This is a genomic window from Acinetobacter sp. 1207_04, from assembly GCF_052850415.1.
The window spans coordinates 57,344-82,576 of record NZ_VXCQ01000009.1 but is presented as its reverse complement, the minus strand read 5'-3'; the positions used below and the strand labels follow the sequence as shown (position 1 = coordinate 82,576).

The window sequence follows — 25,233 nt, the reverse complement described above, 5'->3', positions numbered from 1 at the left end:
ATATCTTATAAAGGAAAGATTATGACCGCTTTACTCAGTATTGCACTGATTCATTTTTTTGCACTTATCAGTCCGGGTCCTGACTTTTTCTTCGTTACCCAAAGTGCAATCCGTCAATCTCGCACTCATGCACTTTTTGCTGCTTTAGGTATTTCCCTGAGTATTTTAGTTTGGGCAATTTTAGCCATTAGTGGTCTACATTTTCTATTTCAAAAAATTGCATGGTTACAACACGTACTTATGGTTTGTGGTGGTCTATATTTGCTTTATTTAGGTTGGCAAATGCTTAAGTCATCCTTGAAAACAAAGAACAACACAGGTAGCCAAATACAAACCGAAGCACACTTGGATAAATCGCATTTATCGTTATTATTCCAAGGCTTTTTTACCAATATGGCAAATCCAAAAGCTTTGGTTTATTTTAGTAGTGTATTTGCTTTAGCTATTCAATCGGATGCACCACTCAGTGCACAAACCTCCCTATTGGGTCTAATTTGGATTGAAAGTTTATTGTGGTTTTCTTTAGTTGCTGTATTTTTCTCATGGTATAAAATGACTCAATATTATCAACAATTTGCAAAATGGATTGATGGTGTTACAGGTGGAATTTTTATTAGTTTTGGTTGTTATCTTATTTTAGGTCGTGAGTAAACAGGTTCAATTTATAAAACAAATGCCATAAAAAAGCACCCGATTAACGGTGCTTTTTATTTTTAAAGATAAATTGGCTTCTCTTTCTGCCTACGTAGATATTATTTTGCATTAGCAACAAATACTTATTTTGTATCACCTACATTCAGCATATTAATTAAATTAATTCAAATTAAGTACTTAGGTTGTATTGATATTTAATTTTTTAAAATAACTTATCTATAAGTTTAAAAAGTAGAAAATAGATTTATTTTTTATTTATAGCTACTTCCAATTTTTAATTTACACTCGTTTAAGATGCAAATATTTGATATATATTATGTAATTTTACAATATCTTGTAGGTTAAAATATCTATATCAATGGCTTATGATTTTATGTTAATAATTAAAACTTATTAACTTAACCATTTAACTACATATATATACAATATGGTTAAAATATAAGCGCATTATATATAAAAGCTTCATTAAATTTTGGAGGTTAATATGATTACCCTTAAAAACGGGAAGCACTATCAAGAAAGGTCTGAGCAAGTTAAAACAAACCGAAGGATACCTGTATATATTTTAATATTAATTGGTTTATTTTTTCTCTCATTTGTGATCTATATTATTTTTAATTGATTGTATTTAAAAAACTACCATCTGGTAGTTTTTTAAATACAATCAATAACTTAAAATCATTAACAAACTAACTAAATTACCAAACAATAATTTTGTTGATAATTATCTTTGATTTTGAAAATTAACGGTATGATACGCTATCTAGAGCCACGCTTAATAGGATTCGATAGTTTTATGGTATTTTTGGTGCAGATATTTTTTATAATAGCAATTTTACTGCAAAATCTGAAAAAATTAAAAGAATTTTGCCCCTTATACATGAAGAAAACCGCCCATATAGGCGGTTATTTAAGACATTAAGTCTTTGATATATTCACTTTTTAGCAGAAACAGAAGCCTCAGTTGTAATATTTACAGTAATCTTATCACCTACATTTGGGACATATGCTCCGACACCAAATGCTGAACGATCAAAAGAAGTCGTTGCATTAAAGCCAATTGATTCAGCTTTAGTCATAGGATGAACACCTTGTTTGTTTAACACAGCATCCAATACGACAGGTTTAGTCACATTTTTTACAGTTAAATCACCCGTAATTTTGTATTTGTTTTGACCTAGTGCTTGTACTTTTGTACTTTTGAATGTGATATTTGGATATTTTTCAGCATCAAAGAAATCAGCATTTTTCAAGTGATCATCAAGTGCTTTAACATTTGTATTCAAACTAGACAATGGAATCGTTACATTTACAGCAGAGTTTACAGGTTTTGCATTATCTACTGAAATTATTCCTTGAATGTCACTAAAATTTGCAGAGGGTGTAGAGAAACCAAAATGATTCCAAGTAAATACAGTTGCTGTATGTGTTGGGTCAATGGTGTAATCTACAGGTTTTGCAACACTGATTGTTGCGATAGAAGCGACTGCTAAACCTAATGCTAAAGACTTGAAGTTCATGTTGTTATCTCACTTAGAATAATGTTTAGTTTATACATTCATGATTTTAATGCACTCTTATTCATAAAACGATATGTCGCATAATTGCAACGATTACACAAAATACTCTATTATTTAAAACCAACAGAACAATAAAACACCTATCTATATGATTATTATATTATAATTTTCAAAAAATAATCTCTATACAGCTATCAAAAAGCGATTAAGCCAAACATAACGACAAAGAATCTACAAAAAATAACAGTGGAAGTCTGCCATAATATTTTGACTCACTCACAGATAATAAAAGGGAAAATTATATTATGATCAATCGTGCATTTGTTGAAGGTAACCATACGCCTTACCGTGTTACATTGACCAATCCTCAAGGTCACACTTGGTATGCCGATGAACCTGCTGAAAAAGGAGGCTCAGATACGGCACCAAATCCAATGCAGATTTTACTTTCTGCTTTAGGTGCATGTACCACAGTCACTTTGGAAATGTATGCAGATCATAAAGATATTAAAATTGAACATATTCAGGTCGATTTAGCACTCAATCCTGCAGGTGATCCTGAGGCAGGTCAAAATAATATTGTGCGTACAATTACTTTAAAAGGTGATTTTACCGAGGAACAGTATAAGCGCTTACTTAAAGTTGCAGAAAGTTGCCCTGTGCATAAATTATTGACATCAAACATTCAGATTCAAACGGAATTAAGCATAAAATAATGTCTAAAAAATATAAGGTTGTAGAAGCAAAAAATCGTATTCAAACTATAATCAATCGCCTTTGACAACATGTAGGGACATTTTAAAATTAGGAACATTTTAAAATAGTGAATACATATACTATTTTAATACACCAAAACGATTAAAGCCTCTTTCGAGGCTTTTTAATACTTTAAAACTTATAGCTTTTCAACCAAAATTCGATCTATTTGCTTTAAACCAGTTTGCTTTTCGTGGTTCTTACGGCGAATTTTAATTTGCTTGTCTTCAGCCATATCCTGAAGTAACAATTCAACAGCAACCATAGATTCTATCGGCAAATCCTGCCCAATCCATTTTTGCTCACCAACATCCATCAAAATGATTTCTTCACTCACTTGTTCATAAAGACTCATATTTACCTCACTTATGGCTTATGAATAACCATATGGAATCAAAACCAAATTAAGGAGCACACTATATACCTTTTAATAAAAACTGCTAGCCTTTTCCGTCCATTTTTGACAATACATTTTATTGTTAATGCGTTCGATATATGTATGAATCAACCTATCGTTCATTAAAATCATGTTTATTCATCTCGATGACCTAGCGCATTAAGTTTCACAATTTACTTTTTTATTCGTTATTTCAGCATTTTGATTTGAAAACTTAAAAGGCGAACCAAAAGTATCTGCATTAAATTGAATTATTTTCGCTGTCATTAAAGCCTGTTGAAACTTCTCCAATTGGTCTGATGTTTGAATAAATGGATTTTTATAGCTTTTCCCATCAAGTAGAATATCAATTTCTTTTTCGTCATTTGAACTCAACCGATCTAGTCCTCGCTTATCCTCAATCAAAAAACTCGGCTTTGCATTAGGTTCTATACAATTAAATTTCATCATCAATCTATCGTTTTTTACATTCTTATTACTCAAAAACTTTATACTTTCTTGTCGATTATTCTGATCAATATAGAGTTCCAAATAACTCCACTCGCCTAAACCTGTTAATTCCTTAATTTTATTTTCGAATTTACCCTGCGCATCCCAATCTACACGAATAGGCTCATCCATTTTATTTTGTTGAGCTTGGGTATTTACACCATTACCCACACATAATGCTAAAACACAAATTTTAGAAAATAATTTCATTATTGTTTCCTTTTTAGTTTTAAATACATACAGTCTTTATTTTAAATATACGATGACGATTCAGCCGTAATGTTTTGTATATCTAATTTGTATATACAAATTACCCTTTCCTTTTCACAAAAAAGAATAATAATAAAAAACGCCCCATTTTCAGGAGCGTTCTTTATTTCAACTAAATATCATTATTAAGCTGTAATTTCTTTAACTGCTTCAATCACCGCTTCAGTGGTAATACCGAAGTGTTGATATAAATCTTTTGCAGGTGCAGACTCACCATAAGTAGTCATACCGATCACTTTACCGTCTAAACCAACGAACTTCCACCAATAATCTACATGTGCAGCTTCAACCGCAACACGTGCACGAATATGTGCAGGAAGAACAGCTTCACGATATGCAACATCTTGCTTAACAAATTCTTCAGCACATGGCATAGACACAACACGCACACCATCAAGTTGTGCATGTGCTTCCATTGCCAATGACACTTCTGAACCAGTTGCAATAATAATGGCTTTTAACTCACCTTTTTCTTTCGCTAAAACATAACCACCTTTAGCAACATCAGCAATTTGTGCATCTGTACGCGTTTGGAATGGTAAGTTTTGACGAGAGAAGATCAACGCTGTTGGACCTTCTGAACGTAACAATGCAGATTTCCAAGAAATAGATGCTTCTACAGTGTCACATGGACGCCAAGTGTTTAAGTTTGGTGTACCACGTAAAGATGCAATTTGTTCAATTGGCTGATGCGTAGGACCATCTTCACCTAGACCGATTGAGTCATGTGTATATACATGAATCACACGTTGCTTCATCAACGCAGACATACGTACCGCATTACGCGCATATTCCATAAACATCAGGAATGTTGCAACGTAAGGAATGAAACCACCGTGAAGTGCAACGCCATTGGCAATTGCAGTCATACCGAACTCACGCACACCATAGTGAACATAGTTACCCGCAGGATCAGATTCAACGCCTTTTGCACCTTTCCAAAGTGTTAGGTTAGAACCCGCAAGATCCGCAGAACCACCCAAAATTTCAGAAAGCTGTGGAGCAAATGCTTGAATCGCATTTTGGCTTGCTTTACGGCTTGCAATGGTTTCAGCTTTAGCATTTACTTCAGCAATATACGCATCTGCTTTTGCTACGAAGTCCGCAGGTAAATCACCTGAAGAACGGCGTTTAAGTTCAGCTGCTTCTGTAGGATATTTTGCAGCATAGGCAGCAAAAGTTTCATTCCACGCTGTTTCTGAAGCTGTACCTTTCACTTTAGCATCCCAAGCTGCATAGATATCAGCAGGAATAACGAATGGCTCATCTGTCCAACCCAAAGCTTGACGAGTCAATGCAATTTCATCATTACCCAGTGGTGCACCGTGGCAATCTTCTTTGCCTTGTTTGTTTGGTGAACCTAAACCGATAATGGTTTTACACATAATCAGTGTTGGTTTCGCTGTTTCAGCTTGTGCAACAACCGTTGCGGTACGAATTGCATCAGCATCGTGACCATCAACTTTAAGCACTTGCCAACCGTAAGCATGGAAACGAGCTTCTGTATCGTCAGAGAACCAACCTTCTACTTCACCATCAATTGAGATGCCGTTATCATCATAATAAACAACAAGCTTCCCTAAATTTAAAGTGCCTGCAAGTGAACATGCTTCATGGGAAATACCTTCCATCAAACAACCATCACCCAAGAAACAGTAAGTGAAGTGATCTACAACTTTAATATCTTCTTTGTTGAATTGCGCAGCTAAAGTTTTTTCAGCAAGTGCAAAACCAACAGCGTTTGCAACACCCTGACCCAATGGACCAGTCGTGGTTTCAATACCTGGTGCATAACCCAATTCTGGGTGACCTGGTGTTTTAGAATGTAATTGACGGAATTGTTTAATATCTTCAATTGAAAGATCATAACCTGTCAAATGTAACAACGCATATTGCAACATTGAACCATGACCATTCGACAATACAAAACGGTCACGGTTTGCCCATTGTGGATTGTTCGGGTTATGGTTCATAAACTCACGCCATACCACATCAGCGATATCAGCCATCCCCATTGGAGCACCTGGATGTCCAGAGTTTGCTTTTTGCACAGCATCCATAGCCAATACACGAATTGCATTTGCAACACGACGTTCATTTAGCGGGGTTGTCATAGATCAGAGTCCAATAAGTTTGAAAATATGAGGAAGATGAATAAAAATTCAAAAGCTAGTGCTATTGTCTTAAAAAAAGCTGACGGGGTAAAGGCATAACTACATATTTATGCATTCAGGTTTCAAAAAAATGGAAAATTTAGCACATTAATATCATTTTCCCAATTTTTATCGCTTTGTTGTTTTTTTGCATTCATGATTTTTTTTAAATGTAAGTTAAAAATATTTCATATATGATTTGGAAAAACTGTTGCAACAGGGAAAATCTAAAATAATCATGTCAGTGAAGCAACAAATTAAAAGCTTAAGAGCACCATTTTATAAAATTTTATACCCGAACAAGCAAAAATTCACCTGCCCAATCTGTTTATATACAGGTCCATTTAAGGATAAAAAACGCAGATTGAATGCAAAATGCCCAAAATGTGGTGAAAATGAACGTGCTCGACTACAGTATATTGTTATCAAACAACTTTTTGACTCATATGAAAATATTGACGCTCAAATATTACACATTGCTCCTGAACGAGCATTGCAAAAATACTTTCAAAGTAAATTTAAAAATTATACTTCGGCTGATAAATTCCGTACCAATGTCGATATTCAGTTTGACGTTGTCGATATTCCTTTTCCTGATGCAAGTTTTAATATTGTTTTCGCATCACATATTTTGCTTTATCCATTTGATGATATTAAAGCCATTTCAGAAATGCGGAGAATATTAAAACCCAACGGGATCGCAATTATTCCTATGCCTGTTTTTACTGAAAAAACCGTAGATGACTATAGTGGCAATGCACGTTGGACACATATGTCAGGTTTAGACTATTACAATCGTTATCGTCAATTTTTTCCAAAAGTTGATTTATATTCTTCAAAAATGTTTCCTGAACACTATCAACTTTATATTTGGGATAGCCAAAAAGATAATCCCCTTGCTGTAGATGATGTCCGCCGTGAAGAACTCGTACCTGTTTGTTATGTATCCACAGAAAGCTAAAAAATAAGGACAAAAAATGCCATGATCACAATGAATCAGATTAAATTGTATGTTTAATTTGATTTTTTCATAACAATAGCCTAGTGATTATTGGCAAGTGGATGTAACATAACGCATCGAAAAAATAATGCCCGTAGGATATTCATGCGCGAGTACAGTGTTTTTACTTCTGAATCAGTAAGCGAAGGCCACCCAGACAAAATGGCGGATCAAATCAGTGACGCGATTTTGGATGCTATTTTAAAAGAAGACCCATATGCACGGGTTGCTTGTGAAACGCTTGTAAAAACAGGGGTTGTTGTTCTTGCGGGTGAAATTACTACAACTGCAAATGTGGACTTCGAAGCAATTGTTCGTAATACCGTAAATGGTATTGGTTATCACCATTCTGATCTGGGTTTTGATGGCTCGACTTGTGCGGTTCTCAATATGATTGGTAAACAGTCACCTGAGATTGCACAAGGTGTAGATCGCCAGAAACCCGAAGATCAAGGTGCTGGTGACCAAGGTTTAATGTTTGGCTATGCAAGCCGTGAAACTGATGTATTAATGCCTGCACCAATTTCTTATGCACACCGCTTAATGGAAAAACAAGCTGAACTTCGCAAAAAAGGTACACTTGCTTGGTTACGCCCAGATGCAAAAAGTCAGGTCACTTTTGCTTATGAAAATGGTAAGCCTGTTCGCCTTGATGCTGTAGTTTTGTCTACACAACATGATCCTTCTATTTCTCAATCACAGCTCAAAGAAGCTATTATTGAAGAAATCGTGAAAAAAGTTATTCCTGCTGATATGTTCCATGCTGGCACTCAATTTCACATTAATCCAACAGGTATGTTCGTCATTGGCGGCCCTGTAGGTGACTGTGGTTTAACAGGTCGTAAAATTATTGTCGATACTTACGGCGGTATGGCTCGTCACGGCGGTGGAGCTTTTTCTGGTAAAGATCCATCTAAAGTTGACCGTTCTGCCGCTTATGCAGGTCGTTATGTGGCGAAAAACATTGTTGCCGCAGGTCTTGCAGACAAATGTGAAATTCAAGTGTCTTATGCTATTGGTGTTGCAGAGCCAACTTCAATTTCAATTAATACATTTAACACTGCAAAAGTGTCTGAAGATTTGATTATTGCTTTAGTTCGTGAACACTTTGATCTACGTCCATACGGTATTACTCGTATGCTTGATCTCATTCAGCCGATGTACCAACAAACGGCTGCTTACGGTCACTTTGGTCGTGAAGGTTCTGACACTGCATTTACATGGGAAAAAATAGACAAAGTTGAAGCATTAAAAGCTTCTGCAGGTCTATAAGCCAATCTGTTAACTTTCTCATCGAGTATTTAAAAAACCCACATCATGTGGGTTTTTTATTCAATCAACTATTCTCTACAAAAATCTACGTTATTTATTTTTATTTAGAATTTCCAATAATGATTGTTGTACAGGGACTTCATGGTGGCTTTGCGTATAGATGTGTACGAGTTTCAATGTAATGACAACTGCAAGACAAGCGAAAATACAGAAAATCCAACTATTTATTGGACTACGAATATGATGTGAACCACAGTGATTACATTCTTTCGCATGATACGTCAGAACAGAATTACAACATGCGCAGTTATAAGTATACATTTTAAACTCCTTCATTTTTGGTACATGCCATCCATTTGCATATACTTTGTTTTATATTTATAAAATTCATACTAAGGAACACAATCAATAATTTCAAGCCTAAATTAAATGAAAAATGTTTCAGTTCCCTTAAATTAATAGATATTTGTGTCAAAAAATAAAATTTAAATATATTTCAATTCGTTAAAACATAGAACTTGAATGTAACAGATTATCTATTTATGTGTATAAATTTTTTGGAAGTGTAAATTATCAACATCAAGAACCTATCTGAATATTACAAAATACTTCTCTATGTTAAAATGAGCATGATTCGCACAATGAGCTTTAACATGGTACAACTCATCAATAAAGGTGGTTTTCGGGAACGCGCTAACCGTAGTCGTAAATATCAAAACTCTGAAAATCAACAAACAGTACTCGAGCCTACACAATATCGAGCTGAGCATACAACTAACTCAGCATGCCTACATATAGAAAAAGAACCTAAGCCTGAATCCCCACAATCTTTAAACAGTGATCAGCCGAACAAATGAACGGCATCTATCCATAAAAATACGGCGAAAATGAGGAAAAAAATACCTGAAATAATATCAATATAGCTTCCAGCGCGTTGATACATGGCTTTCATTTTGGGCATAGACATAATTAAAGTCAGCAATGAAAAGACCACAAACGTCTGTATCGGAATAATGACAGCAAGTTGCGGTTTCAAGCTTGCCCCTGCACTCGAACTCAGCGCTAAAGAAAATACACTACTAAAATAAATTAGCGTTTTAGGATTGGATAAATTGGTGAACAAACCCAACATAAAATAATTTTGTGGCTTTTGTTCCATAACACCATCAAGTGAAGCCTGTTGTTTTAAACTTAACAAGCCACCCTTCAACATGCCATAACCCATTTTGGCAAGAAAAAATCCACCAATTAACATCAGGGCTTGTTGAATCCACGGCCATTGTTCAATCAACACCGTAAAACCCAATAAAGTCAGCACTACCCATACCACAATACCGACACTAATGCCCAAAACTATTTTTAATGTATTCGCTCTACTATTGGATGCTGCACTTTTAGCAACAAGTAAAACGTCTGGACCTGGGCTTAATTGTGCAATGAAATGTAATAAACAAATGGTGATTAACAAAGACATGGATCAAAAATCTGAATCGCAGAGTCCTAAATTATACTTAAAAATGTATCAAATATTAAAAAATAATCCTTCAAATTAAATGCTTTTATTTTAAATATAAATATTTAAAAATCAAAAAGTCGGATCTGTGATCCGACTTTGATTTTTTATGAATACTTGTTCAATACAGTATATCTACAGTACTGATTAAAGATTAATTTTTCTTCACATCCTTTAATTCAATCTGTTGATGTTGAGGTTGAACTTCATGTGCTTCACCATCAATCACTGAAGAATCGTTATAACGCCCTGTACCACCACTTTGTTGATTCTGCATATCTTGCATTTGGCGCATCATGTCTGCAAATGGATTTTGACCTTGTGCGCCTGCACCGCCCATACCATTTAAATCCCCCATCATATTGTTCATCATGTCTTGTTGTTTTTTCATCATCACTTTCATCATGGCTGCTTTTAGTGCATTTTGAACAGCAGGGATTAGTAGTAAAACAGCAAGTACATCCGTGATCAAACCTGGAATTAACAACAGAAAACCTGCAATCAATTTAGGTAAATTCCCTGCCAATGATGGATCTGCCATTTGTCCCATCTGCATTTGTTGCATCTGAGGCATTAAACCTTGCGAGTTTTTACGGATAATACTTCCACCAATAAAAAATGCAGCAATAAACCAAAAAAAGACATACCACATACTGCCAACAAGATCGCCCACACCAATCCAAACGAGGATTTCGAGGACCAAACCGATAAGAACCACCAATGCAATTTTCATGAAAATTAATCTAATCTCAAATAATTCAATAAATTTTGATACAACATTGCACACATACGTGATCAATATTTACATCGTTGTTAAAATACTATATGGGCATTTCTAAAATTTTAAAGGGTAAATTTTAGCTTTCTACTCAAAATGCCATAAATTTTGGCTACTTTTATAAAGTAAACATATTGAAATGAGTGTTCCCAAAGGAAAAGCCATCAATAAAATCAGAGCAATAAATAAAGTCATACGACGTCCTCGCTCTGTTCCTTGCATAGATTCAAGCGATGCGAGCCAATGTAAATAACTGATCCACCCCAAAGGTAGTAATACAACTAAAAGTACAAAAACACTATTCATCATCTCAAATGTACTGATTAGCCCAATAGCCATGAAACCACAAACTAAAGCATAGAAAATGGCGAGTATGCGATGAATCCAATACACTTCTTTATTTTTGACCACGCCCTGTTTTAAACAAAAGGACTGAATATTTAAACCCATTACTTTCCTACAAAGACCAAATCAGCACTTATCATAATCATCTATAAAATCACTCATTCTTGAATCGAGTTATCATCATTAAAATTATACTTACATTTTCCTCGCCAAATCATATAATTGTCTCAATCTTTTAACTTCGTCTTTTTATGTCTTTAATTATTGGAATTGATCCAGGCTCACGTCTTACAGGTTATGGCATCATCGAAAAAGATGGTCAAAAACTAAAATTTATCGATGCAGGGACAATTCGCACAGAAACAACTGAAATGCCTGAACGACTCAAACGAATTTTTGCAGGGATTGAACGTATTGTAAAATTTCATGGTCCAACGGAGGCTGCTGTAGAGCAAGTCTTTATGGCAAAAAATCCAGATTCCGCATTAAAACTTGGTCAAGCTCGTGGCGCTGCTATTGCGGCATTAGTCAATTTAGACTTACAAGTTGCCGAATATTCTGCACGACAAATCAAGCAATCTGTTGTGGGCTATGGAGCGGCAGATAAAGAACAGGTGCAAATGATGGTGATGAGATTACTGAATCTTTCGATTAAGCCGCAGCAAGATGCTGCCGATGCTCTTGCTGCTGCTATTTGTCATGCACATGCTTCTGGCAGTATGAGTAAGCTTGCTGTACTCAATGCACTCGGTGGAATGGCACGTGGGCGTAGCCGTACCAGCAGTCGTCGTCGCTAAATCAAGAAGATTAGACTTATAAAAAGATAAGGCGAAATATTTATCATTTCGCCTTACTCAAATAACTCAACATTTTTAGATAGATGTTTTAAATCTAGTTAAGCCAAATACGCTACAGCATCTTTTGTCACTTCACGAATACTTGGCTGTTTTGAATAGGTCACTATCAGCATTTTCCCCGATGTACGCAAATTTTTCTGTTGATTTGGATCAATACGAATCAAAACCAATTCATCGAGAATACGTTGGTTTTCAATTTCACGGCAAATAATTAAATTTTGATTACGCTCAACTATTTTAAACTCAGCAAAAGCTTTCTGTAGTTTATCTTTAAAGCTCAAACTTTTATCTTCGGTATTTCGACCTGAAAATTGGGTATAGGCAATAAGTGCAAGACATAAAGCCACCACAACACCCACCACCAAATACTTTTCTATCATGTTATTTCACTCGAATAAATGTTTCCTGTTGATCATTATACTAATAAAGCCTTTTTATTTACTGACACAATTTTATCAGAACTTTCATCTTTTTTGTCCCTGAAAATTTGATTTCAATATCATACAAACTATCATTTAAAGATTTTAAAACTCGCTTTTTTCTCTTGAAAATAAAATCATCGTAATATCTTAAAATCGGTATATTCAGATATCTGCTCCAAATTTTTTTGCTCAATCTGCGTTACATCAATCTGTGTTACATGCGCACATGTAGAACCTGTATAACAATGTGTAATTAACCTTGAAATCACAGTTTCATTCCCAACAACCACGGCCTCTACCTCACCTGTTGGTAAGTTTTTCACATAGCCATTCAGTTTTAGCGCTATAGCCAGTTTCTCAAACCAACGGCGATAACCAACTCCTTGAACTTTTCCGCTGATCAATAATTTGATTACTTGCATTCTAAATAACTCGAATTAACTAAGATTGACCACAGCATACACCGCTTCATTCATATGCTGTGCTTGTAAACCACGCATACCTTTTTTCGCTAAAAAATCACCTGCCAACGCATGTAAAGTCACGATTTCATGCAAATGAATTTGCTCAGAAAATTGTGCTTTTAAACTTGCAATCATGCCTGCGAGTACATCCCCCATACCACCTGTACCCATACCTGCATTGCCTGCTGTGCAAATCCAAAGTTGATCTTCTAAAATCAAACTGCCTGCACCTTTAAGTACCCATTGCCCTGCATATTTTTCTTGAAGTTTTTGAATGGCTTTCACTCGATCATGTTCAATCTCTGCGACTGAACAATTCAACAATTTAGATGCCTCACCAGGATGTGGCGTTAAATAAGTTTTTTCATTCAATTTGGTCGACTGTTCAGCCAAAAACCATAGAGCGTCTGCATCCAAAACGATTTGTAAGTGTTCACTTTTTTGAATGGGTGTAAACCATTTTAAAAATTGCTGTTTTGCCCAATCATCACGTCCTAAGCCCATACCAAAACTCACCGCATCGACATGATCGAGTAGGTTTTGAATGTCTTGCTCAGATAATAGGTTAATATCACGAAGCATAATATTGGGTGAACGAGAAAGAATGGCTGTGTGATGTTTAGCATCACAGACAATGGTGACTTTGCCCGCGCCTGCACTAAACGCTGACTCGCCTGCCATCATTACAGCACCGCCCATTTCCGCATGACCACCAACCACCAAAACATGTCCATAACTGCCTTTATGACCAAAGGCTTGCCGTTGTGGTAGCTGAATATTTAAAGGTGATAAATTCGCTAAAGTGTTTAACTCTGAATCTATAGGAATCACTGAAATCACATAGACAATGCCTGAATACTCCTTGCCCTGTCCTGTAAATAACCCTGCTTTTAGCCCTAAAACGGTGTAGGTATAATCTGCTTTAATAGCAAGAGGTAAAGGCTGTCCTGAATTAGCATTTAAACCACTTGGAAGATCAATTGCTATTTTCAAACCCTTTTGAGCATTAAATTTTTGAATAATAGCTTGCCAAGGCTCATCTAACTCACGATTTAAACCAATACCAAATAAAGCATCAATATGACAATCAAAGGCAGATAAAAGATTAAAATTCTGATGAATCATCACATGATTTTGCTTGGCGATTCTGATTGCAGATTGTAGGTCAACCGAATGACTAGTATCGCTTGCAAATATCTCAACCAAATAACCTTTTTGTTTTAAATAACTTGCGAGGCAATAACCATCACCAGCGTTATTGCCTGCACCACACCACACGGCTATTTTTTGAATGTGTGAATATTCATTTTGAAACAAGTTATCTAAACGCTGTGAAACTATCCAAGCAACCTGTTTCATCAAGCCAAACGAACTATTTTGTTGCTCAAACCAACGATGCTCCCATGCTTGAATTTCATGGCTATGATAAACTTGCTTAGGCATGATTCTGTCCTTTTCTTCTCATTTTTAAATAGCGCATTAATTTACTATGTCGGCAACTTCAGTTACACCCTCTATTCCACTGCAACAGATTGATCCACATGAATTAAAAGCATGGATTAAAGATCAGGCTTTGCAATTGGGCTTTGCTGATTGTGTCATTGCTCGCCCCGATGCTCAAGCTGAATTACCACGTTTCAAAGAATATTTAAAACGTGGCTATCATGGCGATATGAAATTTTTAGAAGAAAATTTAGAAAAACGTGCAGACCCAACCCTGCTCGTCCCAGGTACAAAAAGCATTATCTGTGTGCGAATGAATTATTTGGTAGAAACACCAAAACCACGTTATGTGCCTGATGAACCAAACTCAGCCATCATTGCCCGTTATGCGCGTGGTCGTGATTATCACAAAGTCATGCGTGGGCGTTTAAAAACTCTATCGAATATTATTCGTGAAAAAGTTGGTGAGTTTGAATCTCGCCCTTTTGCCGATTCAGCCCCTGTTTTTGAGAAATCTTTGGCTGAAAATGCAGGCATGGGCTGGACTGGCAAACATACTTTACTTATTCATAAAAAATCAGGTTCTTTCTTTGTTATAGGTGAATTATTTACTTCATTAGAATTGCCTTTTGATGAAGCAACAACGAAACATTGCGGTTCATGTACAGCGTGTATCGACATTTGTCCAACTCAAGCAATTGTTGAACCGTACATGCTTGATGCTCGTAAATGTATTGCATACTTAACCATTGAATATAAAGGTATTATTTCTGAAGAATTACGCCGTGGTATCGGTAATCGAGTTTTTGGCTGTGATGATTGCCAACTGATCTGCCCTTGGAACAGCTTTGCAAAAAAAGCCACCATTGACGACTTTAACCCTCGTCACGGTTTGGATGATGTTAATTTATTAGACTTATGGCAATGGGATGAACAAACATTCCTTAATTGTACCGAAGGTAGTCCAATACGACGTACAGGTTATCAGAGCTTTATGCGTAATATCGCCATTGGCTTGGGTAATGCACCATTTTCTGAAGAAATTTTAAGTAAACTTCAACAACCACCACATCAACAAGATAATATTGTGCAAGTCCATATTGATTGGGCAATTGAGGAACAATTGAGTAAAAAAAAGCCATAAAATTTGTATATTAACCACAGTTTTTAATTTTTTTTACTTATACACGTTACTAACAAAGTTAGCTTAAAATTATCGACTTAGTCGCCAATTCAACACAACATTAAAACTCTTCTCTTTTAAAATTATGTCACTATATCTGCAAAAATTAGCCAATCTTTGCAACTAAATTGAACATTTATTTTTTATAAATTACTTATTTTTTATCGACAGATCCCATCAACTTTGTACATTTTTGCCCTTTGGATTTTGCACAAACACTGTATGATAAAACATAAATAACGTATATATCACGGATTTGACCCATGACCACCCGCAACGATTGGACGCGTGAAGAAATTCAACATCTTTATGAACAACCTTTTATGGATCTTGTTTTTAAGGCTCAGCAAATTCACCGTGAATATTTTGATGCCAATGTCATTCAAGTCAGTACTTTACTATCTATTAAAACGGGGAAATGTCCTGAAGATTGTAAATATTGTTCACAATCAGCACATTATGATTCAAAACTAGAAGCCGAAAAGCGTATTGCTGTAGACAAAGTGATTAGCGAGGCAAAAGACGCTCTTGAATCAGGTTCATCACGTTTTTGTATGGGAGCTGCTTGGCGTAATCCACATGAGCGTGATATGCCTTATGTTTTAGAAATGGTACGTGAAGTAAAGGCATTAGGCTTAGAAACTTGTATGACATTGGGTATGCTCAATCAATCTCAAGCTGAACGATTACACGAAGCTGGACTTGATTACTACAATCACAATCTTGACACTTCTCGTGAATATTATTCACATATTATTAGCACACGTACTTTTGATGACCGCTTAGATACGCTTGATCATGTTCGTAGTGTAGGTATGAAAGTATGTAGTGGTGGGATTGTCGGTTTAGGTGAAAACCGTAATGACCGTGTAGGTTTACTCCAAGAATTAGCAACATTGCCTATGCACCCTGAATCCGTACCAATCAATATGTTAGTTCCTATTGAAGGTACACCACTTGCCGATGTCGAAAAATTAGATGTTACTGAATGGATTCGCACCATCGCAGTTGCTCGTATTATTATGCCAAAAAGTTATATACGTTTATCTGCGGGTCGTGAAGCATTATCTGACTCTGATCAAGCATTGGCATTTTTGGCAGGTGCAAATTCCTTGTTTAGTGGTGAAAAGCTCTTAACTACGCCAAATGCAGGCGATGGTAAAGACAAACAACTCTTCCAAAAACTCGGCTTACAAGCTGAGAAAGCCAAACAGACAGTTGCTGAATTATCTGTTGATGCGATGGCAGGTTAAAACCTAATACCTAGTTCTAAACGTTAAAAGTAAAATGGCATAAAATGAAATCTCATTTTATGCCATTTTTATACATTTTGATTACAACATAAAGTTATAACGAAGTAATTAAAATACCGTATTTGGCATTCAGAAACATACCTTCTCGTATCTGATCTGTACCATTGGCATGATGCACTTTTAAAATTTGAGTAAGCGCATCATATTCAAATGCATCAAAAGTATCTTGATGATGACAAAGCCACGTTAAAGTATCAGCAAGTACATCATCAACAACATAGGTTTGCTTAGAAAAGTCTTTTGGCATAGCACATCATTTCAATTTGAATATAGATGCAGTCTAACGGCTTCAACGTAATAATGAAAAATTTAACTGCAAATATAAAAATCGAAGTGTTTATGCACTTCGATTTTGTAGTGGATCATGTATTTTTAACTTAAATTAATGCGCTTTATGAACTCCGCATTTACGACACTCTATATGCTCAACATCCCCTGCTTGATGCTCGTATTCGTAAATGTGAATACACAAAAATTCCCTTAATAGTTTTAACATTATAGATTTACCTCTCTATCCTTGGCTAAAGCAACTGACGATATTCCATCCTGAAATATCAATATCAAAATTTGCTACCCTATTATATTTATCATATTCCCATGATTATTCAAGTATTCATTTTAATAAAAATTAAAATATTTTTTGTATTTGTTCGCTTTCATTTTCATATAATGAGAATAATACAAGCTATTGTTTTGCTGTATTTAATTTTAAAAATAAAATAAAAACTTGCTTAAATTAACTTGATTAACCCTGTGATTCGGTTAGGATGAAAGCAAGCTCTTTTTTTCCATTTATAGGAAAATGAGTCAGGAAAGATATAAAAACAGAATCTAAAATTCAAGTACATGTAAAGGATATAAAAAATGCAAGGACGTATGATGTTTCAATCGCTGTTGATCAGCAGCCTGTTAAAACATGCAGCACGCTATCACAGTGATACCGAGATCATTTCTAAAAATACAGACGGCACCATTACGAAAACAGATTGGACACATATCTCTGAAAACTCAAAACGCTTTGCCAATGCACTTAATGCTTTAGGCATGCAACAAGGTGATCGAGTTGCAACGATCGCTTGGAATAACCATCGTCATCTTGAGTCTTGGTACGCTATTTCAGGCAGTGGGCTTGTCTGTCACACCATCAATCCACGCTTATTTCCTGAACAATTGGTTTTCATTATTAACGATGCCAATGACCGTGTCATTTTATTCGATAAAACCTTTTTACCGCTCATCAAAGCCGTTAAACCCCATGTACCTCATGTTGAACACTTCATTTGCTTAAGTGCATTTGACCAAGACGTTGCCGATGCCATTCCAGATGTTAAATTCTATGATGTCGTCATTGCAGAGCAATCTGCAGAATACGAATGGCCTGAATTTGATGAAAATACAGCAAGTTCACTATGTTATACCTCAGGTACAACAGGCAATCCCAAAGGAGCTCTGTACTCTCATCGATCAACCGTTTTACAGAGTTATGCAGGTGCAATGCCCGACTCATTAAACCTTTCAGCTCGTGATATCATGCTCCCTGTTGTTCCAATGTTCCATGTCAACGCATGGGGTACACCTTACATTGCCGCAATGGTCGGCTGTACACTGGTATTGCCTGGACCAGGTCTCGACGGCGCTAGTTTAACTGCGCTGATTGATGAATATAAAGTCAGCATTGCTCTTGGTGTTCCGACCATTTGGCAAGGTTTATTGCTTGCAGCAAAAGCTGTAAATAGCTCACTTCCAACATTAAAACGCAATGTCATAGGTGGTTCTGCCTGCCCACCTGCGATGATGAAAACGTTCCGTGATGTGTATGACTGCGAAACAATTCACGCATGGGGAATGACTGAAACAAGCCCACTTGGATCATTGAACCAATTAAAATCGAAGCACAATGCTTTATCTGATGATGAAAAATTACAAATTCGCCTGTCTCAAGGTCGTCCACCGTTTGGCGTAGAAGTTCGTATTACTGAACAAGAAAAAGGTATTGTTGAACAACCGAATGATGGCAATACCTCAGGTAATCTACAAATTCGAGGTCATTGGATCATTAACGCTTATTATGGTAAAAATGAAAGTGCATTAACTGAAGATGGCTGGTTCGACACAGGTGATATTGCAACCATAGATGCTGATGGATTTATTAATTTGCAAGACCGCGCAAAAGATTTAATCAAATCGGGTGGTGAATGGATTTCATCTGTTGAGCTTGAAAATATAGCGATGGGACATCCTAAAATTGCAATGGCTGCCGCTATTGCTGCTATTCATCGTAAATGGGATGAGCGCCCAATTATTATTGCTATTAAGGCACAAGATAGCGATATTACCGAAGCTGAATTACTCCATTATTTCTCAGATAAAATTGCTAAATGGCAAATTCCTGACCGTGTAATTTTTGTGGACTCTATTCCACTGACAGGCACAGGAAAAATGCTGAAAAAAGATTTACGTGAGCAGTTTGGTTCGGTTTTACTTGAAAGTGAAACAAACTAAGCATTTTTCATTTTTAATATAAGAGTCTTTACAATCAAAAAGTAAAGGGTCATCCAACTTTAGATGACCTTTTTTCATAATAAAAATACTTTTATATAATATAACTACAAACCATCGCACGTATTAATGAGCACAGTTTTCATTGTTGACCCATCCCACCATTGGACCCAGTTTGAAATGTTGTTTAGGACTATCTAGCTTAGGATGATAAGCACTTGATATAGTCCCATCCAAATAAAGCGCATTATCAATTTTTAATTGTGTTTTAAAGACTTGTGCAAAATCATAAAAATTGATTGGCTTACGGCTGATCACAAAATACAGTGTCTGATTTTTAATGCCAACACCATTACGAATTTTACGTGATTGAGCATTTTTCTGAAATAGGGCATTCACTTGCCCATGACTGACAAGCATGGGACCTGACTGAGTTGCATAGAGTGGATTTAAATTTTTAAATTCTTTCGACCTTTGGAGTTCATCCGTCGTTGCAATCACAGCATTTTTTGAATTCCAAGCAAGCACCCCATTGGGCTGCATAAAAAAGTTACCAAAACCTTTTTCTGTATTAAGCGCTTTTAACTGCTGAGCATTTTCAATATACAAACCGACAGGTTGATAATTTGGATGATACATTCCAGCATTCATTGCAAATACTAAGCTTTGACATGCATTAAGATCTTTTTGCACATTTTTAAAATAACCATAAGGCTGTTGATTTTGATCATTTAAAAAAAGTTTTAATTGCCTAAAATCACTGATCTTAAAAATATCTAGATGCATATTTTTATACTGTGCATTCTGATAAATCACTTCAGCAGAACCTGAATGACACCCCAACAAGCTAACCAACAACCCCATCAATATTAAGTTTTTTGTTATAAAACTATGAATAATCATCTCAATATACTCAGATTTAATGATTCGACAAGTGACTTTATTTAATTCAAAGTTTGTCACATAATTTTGCAGTTAAATAGACAAACCTACTTTTTTAGTCTACTCACCACTCGGTTTTTAGGTATAATCAAATCACTCTTTCAATAAAATACAGATGTACCTTTATTGGAATCTATAGGATTTATGCAAAAACGTTCAGACAAATACAGGCTTGGCAGTCATCTCATTGTCAAAAATTTTGGCTATAGCCATCACGGAATTTATGCCGGACGGGGCCGTGTCATCCACTATTCAGGATTTGCGCATTTATTCAAAAAAAAGCCTATAGAAATCACTACTATCGAAAAGTTTTCTCGGGGCAAACCCATCCTCATTCATAACTATAATCAACCTAAATTTAGAGGTCGTGCTGTGGTACGCCGTATGCGTTCTCGAATGAATGAAAACCACTATCACCTGATTATTAATAACTGTGAACATTTATGTAGTTGGGCAATTACAGGAATCGAAAGTAGTCCTCAAGTTGTCAAGATGATGAATCGACTCACTACAATTGGCTATGTCAGTTCAATTATGAGTTATATGAATGGTTTATTCCTCACCATTGCAACGACTGCTTTCGCCCTAGTTTGGTATATTAAACTTAAATTACGCACCCAACGTAAAATGCATTTACCTGCCTATATTATGCTTAAAAAACAAGAACAAAAAAAATAATATCCATTCACTGATTTAATAGATTTTTCAAATGTAACTTAATGTAAATATTTTGATTGAATAAACACAACATTCTGCTTAGGCTATTTATCAACCTACTGCATACTAACGACTAAATATAAAAAAACCCCATCCAAGAATGAGGTTTTTTATTAATTTTAAAACTGAATCAAATTAAAACTCAGATTATTTACCCGGTTTAAAACTATCTTTTAAATCTAAGATACGGTTAAACACAGGCTTGTCACTCGTATGATCATATTGATCTGCCACAAAATAACCTTCACGTTCAAATTGGAAACGATCTTCAGGTTGCGCTTGTGCCAAAGCAGGCTCAATGATAGCTTGAACAATTTGTAATGAATCAGGATTTAAATGAGCAAGGAAATCATCATCTGCATCAGGCGCTGCTTCAGTGAACAAACGATCATAAATACGAACTTCCGCAGGAAGACCCTTTGTCGCAGAAACCCAATGCACAACGCCTTTCACCTTACGCCCTTCAGGATTTTTACCTAAAGTTTCAGGATCAATTGAGCATTTCAACTCAACTACGTCACCATTGGCATCTTTGATCACTTCATCGCATTTAATAACATAAGCATGACGTAAACGCACTTCACCCTCAGGAATCAAACGTTTAAAACCCTTTGGTGCTACTTCTTCAAAATCTTTACGATCAATATAAATTTCTGAAGTCAAGGGAATAACTCGATCCCCCATATCAACATTTGGATGACGAGCATGAACCAAGTCCATCGCTTCAGGTAAGTTCGTTAATGTTACTTTCAGTGGGTTTAAAACCGCCATACCACGTGCTGCAGTATTTTCAAGAGATTGACGAATACAGAACTCAAGCATAGCTACATCAACAATACCATCTGTTTTCGATACGCCAACACGTTTACAGAAATCACGTAAACCTTCAGGAGTAAAGCCACGGCGACGCATACCAACAACTGTTGGCATACGTGGGTCATCCCATCCATTAACATGACCACCTTCTACCAATTTACGTAATTTACGTTTAGAGGTAATCGTATAATCAATATTTAAACGGCTAGACTCATATTGATGTGGAACTGTAGGCGATTTAACTTTTTCCACGATCCAATCATAGAACGGACGGTGATCTTGGAATTCTAACGTACAGAGCGAGTGTGTGATACCTTCAATCGCATCTGATAATGGATGCGCATAATCGTACATCGGGTACATTTTCCATTTATCACCTGTTTGGTGATGTTCAGAATGGAGTACACGATACAAAATGGGATCACGCATATGAACGTTTGGTGATGCCATATCCACTTTGGCACGCAATACCGCTTGACCTTCACCAAAGCCACCATTGTTCATTTTTTCAAAACGTTCAAGATTTTCTTCAACCGAGGTATCACGATATGGAGAGTTTTTACCGAGTTCAACAAAATTACCGCGGTTTAAACGAATTTCTTCTGCAGATTGTAAATCAACATAAGCATCACCTTGTTTAATCAATTGGATTGCCCAAGCATGTAGTTGATCAAAATAGCTTGATGCATAGCGTGGCTCACCTTCCCACTCAAAACCTAACCATTTTACATCGTTGGCAATACCATCAACATATTCCTGTTCTTCTGCATCAGGGTTAGTATCGTCAAAACGAAGGTTACATAAACCTTGAAACTCATCTGCAATACCAAAATTCAGGCAGATAGCTTTTACGTGACCAATATGTAGATAACCATTCGGCTCTGGTGGAAAACGTGTCACCACAGATGATACGCGTCCTGCACCAATATCTTCAGTGATTACCTGACGAATAAAGTCCAAGCCTGCCTGTTGTTCTTGCTGCGCAGCATCGACAGGTGCGGTATTGGTTGTCGGGTTCTTTGGCAGGTCTGAAACAACATCATTTGGCTTCATAGTTGATAAATCACTTCTTTAAGATAAAATAGGATAATAAAAATGCATTTCTGAATCTATAGACAAAAGAAATCTGCATTTTTGCTTGCCTTGTAGTTTACAGTTTGCTTATGCTTCTCTCAACCAAAAACCCATGGCTTTTTCAGTCATGATCAGGAGATTATAGAATGAGTTTTCCTCAAGTCGAATTAAACACCAATAAAGGACGTATTGTCCTTGAACTAAATTCTGAAAAAGCACCTAAAACTGTTGCTAACTTCTTAGAATACGTTCGTGATGGTTTTTATGATGGCGTTATTTTTCACCGTGTTATTGATGGTTTCATGATCCAAGGCGGTGGCATGGACGAAAACTTCAAAGAAAAATCAACACGTGATTCTATTGAAAACGAAGCTGATAATGGCTTAACCAATGATCTGGGTACAATTGCAATGGCACGTACTCAAGCGCCTCACTCTGCTTCTGCTCAATTCTTCATTAACGTTGGCAATAACGGTTTCCTTAACCACTCAGGCAAAACTGCTCAGGGTTGGGGTTATGCAGTATTTGGTAAAGTGACTGAAGGTCTAGACATCGTCAACGAAATTAAAGGCGTTCGTACAGGTAACCGTGGTTATCATGCTGACGTTCCATTAGAAAACGTTGTAATTGAATCTGCTAAGATTATTTCTGAGTAATAGAATCCCTCCTAACCTCCCTTTGATAAAGGGAGGAACTTCCAATATATAAAAGGAAGAAAAGTCCCTCTTTCGTAAAAAGGGACTTAGGGAGATTTTAATAAAGGACAATAAGTGACCCATCTGTTTATCGCTGATTTACATTTATCACCTGATCACCCTCGACTCGTTCGGGGGTTTTTAGATTTGCTTGAACAATATAAAGATAATAATTTCACAAAACCAACCCAACTTTATATTCTCGGTGATTGGTTTAATGCATGGATTGGTGATGACTATACTGCCCCATGGCTTTCTGAAATCGTCGAACATTTAAAACAATTTACCCAAGCAGGAAATAAAGTTTATTTTCAAGTTGGAAATCGTGATTTTGCTTTAGGACAAAAATTCTTAAATCAGTTTAATGGTCAATTATTACCTGATGAATTTACACTGAACATTGCCAATAAAAAATTTAGAATTGAACACGGCGATGCATTGTGTACCGATGACGTATCTTATCAAAGGTTTAGAAAAATCATTCGCAATCCAATTCTTTTGGGTATTTTAAAAAGCACACCACTTTCTTTTAGACAAAAATTGGCTAATGGTTTTCGTAAAAAAAGCCATGCTTCTCAGCAAAATAAAACCTATGAAATCATGGATGTGAATCAACAAGCTGTTGAAAAGGCTTTAAGCCAAGTTGATGTCCTTATTCATGGGCATACGCATAAACCAATGATTCACGATGTAAATGGAAAACCTAGAATTGTCTTAGGTGATTGGCGTGAAAAAACCTCTGAAGCGATGATTTTAGAAGTGGATGAAAATGCAAATTATCAGCTAATTCAATGGAAAATTGTTTAATCGAAAAGTTTTTGGCATTTTTTAATTTTCTCAATTAATTCAATCCTGTTGTTAATGGCTTAATTGTTCAGGCTTCATACGACTTTCTCGCAGTTTATCTACATTTTTTTGCTATCATTCACTGAATAATTTATGAGTGTGAATTTTCTGATGTCTAATTTTAGCAATATTACTGTCAATCACCATGAAAATGACAAAGTATCCTTACTCATAGATGGACAAGCGATTTCCGAACGCTACGACATTCATTTAGACAAAACAATTATTGATGAAATTCAGGCGATCGAAGAAGGCGCTGCACTTAAACTCTTCGAACAATTTATCTTTTCGAATACCGATCTTAACTTTGAACATCGCTATATTTATACCACAAGTATTGTTTTAAATAATTCAAACTACAGTATCGCACGTAATTTTGTTTATCGTATTACAGCAGAAGGTCAAGCACCTGCTGAGCATGTCATTACAAAACAAGGTCAAGCAATGACTCCACAAGACATTCGTGAGTTCATTAACAACCATGTTGCAATGTCTTTAGATAAATATACCGATTTAAATTATGCTTATTAATTTATAATCATTATTGCGTTTCAGAAATTTGGCTCTTGAACAAAGTTTAGGAGTCTTTTCATAATCGAAGTAAAATAAGTAGTTTTGCAATTTAAAATAAACAAATGTTTGCACATTTAATCTACTGTAATACTCATTACAACTTTTGGATATTATGTCATCATTTAAAAGGTTAAAATGTCAGTAGATTATTTAAATGAGGCTGTTCAGAGAACCATAAACAAACTTGATCATAAAAATATTTATAAAAATTTGGCGAACGGTTTTGAAATAGTCGTTCAAAG

27 protein-coding genes are annotated in these 25,233 nt (G+C 35.8%); 13 read left to right on the top strand and 14 right to left on the bottom strand.

Annotation, left to right across the window (positions count from 1 at the left end; all coding sequences use genetic code 11):
- Positions 1-21 precede the first annotated feature (21 nt).
- On the top strand, positions 22-651 hold the full coding sequence (locus FW754_RS09830) for a LysE family transporter (protein WP_446324539.1): 630 nt from the start codon (positions 22-24) through the stop codon (positions 649-651).
- A 938-nt stretch (positions 652-1,589) separates the two neighbouring features.
- On the opposite strand, the gene FW754_RS09825 is transcribed toward FW754_RS09830, so the two are convergent.
- The gene (locus tag FW754_RS09825; RefSeq protein WP_446324538.1) at positions 1,590-2,174 is read right to left on the bottom strand and encodes a YceI family protein; all 585 of its coding nucleotides are present in this window, start codon (positions 2,172-2,174) and stop codon (positions 1,590-1,592) included.
- 305 nt (positions 2,175-2,479) lie between these two features.
- Here FW754_RS09825 and FW754_RS09820 point away from each other — a divergent pair, with 305 nt between their 5' ends.
- The gene (locus FW754_RS09820; protein ID WP_409510144.1) at positions 2,480-2,890 is read left to right on the top strand and encodes an OsmC family protein; all 411 of its coding nucleotides are present in this window, start codon (positions 2,480-2,482) and stop codon (positions 2,888-2,890) included.
- 179 nt (positions 2,891-3,069) lie between these two features.
- Here the strand turns inward: FW754_RS09820 and FW754_RS09815 are convergent, their stop codons facing one another.
- The 3 genes from FW754_RS09815 to tkt all read right to left on the bottom strand — a co-directional run bounded on the left by FW754_RS09815 (position 3,070) and on the right by tkt (position 6,200).
- On the bottom strand, positions 3,070-3,285 hold the full coding sequence (locus FW754_RS09815) for a hypothetical protein (protein WP_446324537.1): 216 nt from the start codon (positions 3,283-3,285) through the stop codon (positions 3,070-3,072).
- Between the two features lie 201 nt (positions 3,286-3,486).
- Entirely contained in the window at positions 3,487-4,026 is a 540-nt protein-coding gene (locus tag FW754_RS09810) for a hypothetical protein (protein WP_446324536.1), read from the bottom strand.
- 185 nt (positions 4,027-4,211) lie between these two features.
- Positions 4,212-6,200: a transketolase gene (tkt, locus tag FW754_RS09805; RefSeq protein ID WP_446324535.1), complete on the bottom strand. Its 1,989-nt coding sequence runs from the start codon at positions 6,198-6,200 to the stop codon at positions 4,212-4,214.
- 250 nt (positions 6,201-6,450) lie between these two features.
- On the opposite strand from tkt, the gene FW754_RS09800 reads away from it, so the two are divergent.
- Both FW754_RS09800 and metK read left to right on the top strand, forming a co-directional pair.
- Positions 6,451-7,200 (top strand): methyltransferase domain-containing protein, encoded by a 750-nt coding sequence (locus FW754_RS09800; RefSeq protein WP_446324534.1) that lies wholly within the window; start codon positions 6,451-6,453, stop codon positions 7,198-7,200.
- A gap of 144 nt (positions 7,201-7,344) precedes the next feature.
- A complete protein-coding gene (metK, locus tag FW754_RS09795; RefSeq protein WP_446324533.1) occupies positions 7,345-8,511 on the top strand; it encodes a methionine adenosyltransferase in 1,167 nt (388 codons plus the stop codon).
- Positions 8,512-8,601: 90 nt separating this feature from the next.
- On the opposite strand, the gene FW754_RS09790 is transcribed toward metK, so the two are convergent.
- Positions 8,602-8,832, bottom strand: coding sequence for a hypothetical protein (locus FW754_RS09790; RefSeq protein WP_409510150.1), 231 nt, complete (start codon positions 8,830-8,832; stop codon positions 8,602-8,604).
- A gap of 332 nt (positions 8,833-9,164) precedes the next feature.
- Between FW754_RS09790 and FW754_RS09785 the strand changes: the two genes are divergently transcribed.
- On the top strand, positions 9,165-9,368 hold the full coding sequence (locus FW754_RS09785) for a hypothetical protein (protein WP_446324597.1): 204 nt from the start codon (positions 9,165-9,167) through the stop codon (positions 9,366-9,368).
- Here FW754_RS09785 and FW754_RS09780 read toward each other — a convergent pair.
- From FW754_RS09780 to FW754_RS09770, 3 genes are all read right to left on the bottom strand, one after another.
- Positions 9,353-9,985 carry a LysE family transporter gene (locus tag FW754_RS09780; protein ID WP_446324532.1) on the bottom strand — a complete coding sequence of 211 codons (633 nt, stop codon included), beginning with the start codon at positions 9,983-9,985 and terminating at the stop codon, positions 9,353-9,355. The two genes, FW754_RS09785 and FW754_RS09780, sit on opposite strands and share 16 nt — an antisense overlap.
- A gap of 193 nt (positions 9,986-10,178) precedes the next feature.
- Positions 10,179-10,757, bottom strand: coding sequence for an FxsA family protein (locus FW754_RS09775; RefSeq protein WP_446324531.1), 579 nt, complete (start codon positions 10,755-10,757; stop codon positions 10,179-10,181).
- A gap of 132 nt (positions 10,758-10,889) precedes the next feature.
- A complete protein-coding gene (locus FW754_RS09770; protein ID WP_409510153.1) occupies positions 10,890-11,252 on the bottom strand; it encodes a hypothetical protein in 363 nt (120 codons plus the stop codon).
- A 146-nt stretch (positions 11,253-11,398) separates the two neighbouring features.
- On the opposite strand from FW754_RS09770, the gene ruvC reads away from it, so the two are divergent.
- Positions 11,399-11,944: a crossover junction endodeoxyribonuclease RuvC gene (ruvC, locus tag FW754_RS09765; protein ID WP_409510154.1), complete on the top strand. Its 546-nt coding sequence runs from the start codon at positions 11,399-11,401 to the stop codon at positions 11,942-11,944.
- A gap of 98 nt (positions 11,945-12,042) precedes the next feature.
- Here ruvC and FW754_RS09760 read toward each other — a convergent pair whose 3' ends face one another.
- The 3 genes from FW754_RS09760 to FW754_RS09750 all read right to left on the bottom strand — a co-directional run bounded on the left by FW754_RS09760 (position 12,043) and on the right by FW754_RS09750 (position 14,333).
- Positions 12,043-12,384 carry a hypothetical protein gene (locus FW754_RS09760; RefSeq protein WP_446324530.1) on the bottom strand — a complete coding sequence of 114 codons (342 nt, stop codon included), beginning with the start codon at positions 12,382-12,384 and terminating at the stop codon, positions 12,043-12,045.
- 176 nt (positions 12,385-12,560) lie between these two features.
- Positions 12,561-12,848 carry an acylphosphatase gene (locus tag FW754_RS09755; protein ID WP_446324529.1) on the bottom strand — a complete coding sequence of 96 codons (288 nt, stop codon included), beginning with the start codon at positions 12,846-12,848 and terminating at the stop codon, positions 12,561-12,563.
- Between the two features lie 15 nt (positions 12,849-12,863).
- Positions 12,864-14,333 carry an NAD(P)H-hydrate dehydratase gene (locus FW754_RS09750; protein ID WP_446324528.1) on the bottom strand — a complete coding sequence of 490 codons (1,470 nt, stop codon included), beginning with the start codon at positions 14,331-14,333 and terminating at the stop codon, positions 12,864-12,866.
- Positions 14,334-14,379: 46 nt separating this feature from the next.
- On the opposite strand from FW754_RS09750, the gene queG reads away from it, so the two are divergent.
- Together queG and bioB are read left to right on the top strand one after the other, a co-directional pair.
- A complete protein-coding gene (gene queG / locus FW754_RS09745; protein WP_446324527.1) occupies positions 14,380-15,477 on the top strand; it encodes a tRNA epoxyqueuosine(34) reductase QueG in 1,098 nt (365 codons plus the stop codon).
- 302 nt (positions 15,478-15,779) lie between these two features.
- Positions 15,780-16,769 (top strand): biotin synthase BioB, encoded by a 990-nt coding sequence (gene bioB, locus FW754_RS09740; protein WP_419349224.1) that lies wholly within the window; start codon positions 15,780-15,782, stop codon positions 16,767-16,769.
- Between the two features lie 94 nt (positions 16,770-16,863).
- Here bioB and FW754_RS09735 read toward each other — a convergent pair whose 3' ends face one another.
- Positions 16,864-17,076, bottom strand: a complete 213-nt coding sequence (locus FW754_RS09735; protein WP_446324526.1) for a hypothetical protein — start codon at positions 17,074-17,076, stop codon at positions 16,864-16,866.
- 617 nt (positions 17,077-17,693) lie between these two features.
- On the opposite strand from FW754_RS09735, the gene FW754_RS09730 reads away from it, so the two are divergent.
- Positions 17,694-19,331, top strand: coding sequence for a long-chain-fatty-acid--CoA ligase (locus tag FW754_RS09730; protein ID WP_446324525.1), 1,638 nt, complete (start codon positions 17,694-17,696; stop codon positions 19,329-19,331).
- A 123-nt stretch (positions 19,332-19,454) separates the two neighbouring features.
- Here FW754_RS09730 and FW754_RS09725 read toward each other — a convergent pair whose 3' ends face one another.
- Positions 19,455-20,231: a phosphodiester glycosidase family protein gene (locus tag FW754_RS09725; RefSeq protein ID WP_446324524.1), complete on the bottom strand. Its 777-nt coding sequence runs from the start codon at positions 20,229-20,231 to the stop codon at positions 19,455-19,457.
- Between the two features lie 183 nt (positions 20,232-20,414).
- Between FW754_RS09725 and FW754_RS09720 the strand changes: the two genes are divergently transcribed.
- The gene (locus tag FW754_RS09720; RefSeq protein WP_446324523.1) at positions 20,415-20,948 is read left to right on the top strand and encodes a lecithin retinol acyltransferase family protein; all 534 of its coding nucleotides are present in this window, start codon (positions 20,415-20,417) and stop codon (positions 20,946-20,948) included.
- A 186-nt stretch (positions 20,949-21,134) separates the two neighbouring features.
- Here the strand turns inward: FW754_RS09720 and FW754_RS09715 are convergent, their stop codons facing one another.
- Positions 21,135-22,856: a glutamine--tRNA ligase/YqeY domain fusion protein gene (locus FW754_RS09715; protein ID WP_446324522.1), complete on the bottom strand. Its 1,722-nt coding sequence runs from the start codon at positions 22,854-22,856 to the stop codon at positions 21,135-21,137.
- A 167-nt stretch (positions 22,857-23,023) separates the two neighbouring features.
- Here FW754_RS09715 and FW754_RS09710 point away from each other — a divergent pair, with 167 nt between their 5' ends.
- From FW754_RS09710 to FW754_RS09700, 3 genes are all read left to right on the top strand, one after another.
- Entirely contained in the window at positions 23,024-23,533 is a 510-nt protein-coding gene (locus tag FW754_RS09710) for a peptidylprolyl isomerase (protein WP_409510164.1), read from the top strand.
- Between the two features lie 114 nt (positions 23,534-23,647).
- A complete protein-coding gene (locus tag FW754_RS09705; protein ID WP_446324521.1) occupies positions 23,648-24,379 on the top strand; it encodes a UDP-2,3-diacylglucosamine diphosphatase in 732 nt (243 codons plus the stop codon).
- Positions 24,380-24,511: 132 nt separating this feature from the next.
- Positions 24,512-24,949 carry a hypothetical protein gene (locus tag FW754_RS09700; protein ID WP_446324520.1) on the top strand — a complete coding sequence of 146 codons (438 nt, stop codon included), beginning with the start codon at positions 24,512-24,514 and terminating at the stop codon, positions 24,947-24,949.
- Positions 24,950-25,233 lie beyond the last annotated feature (284 nt).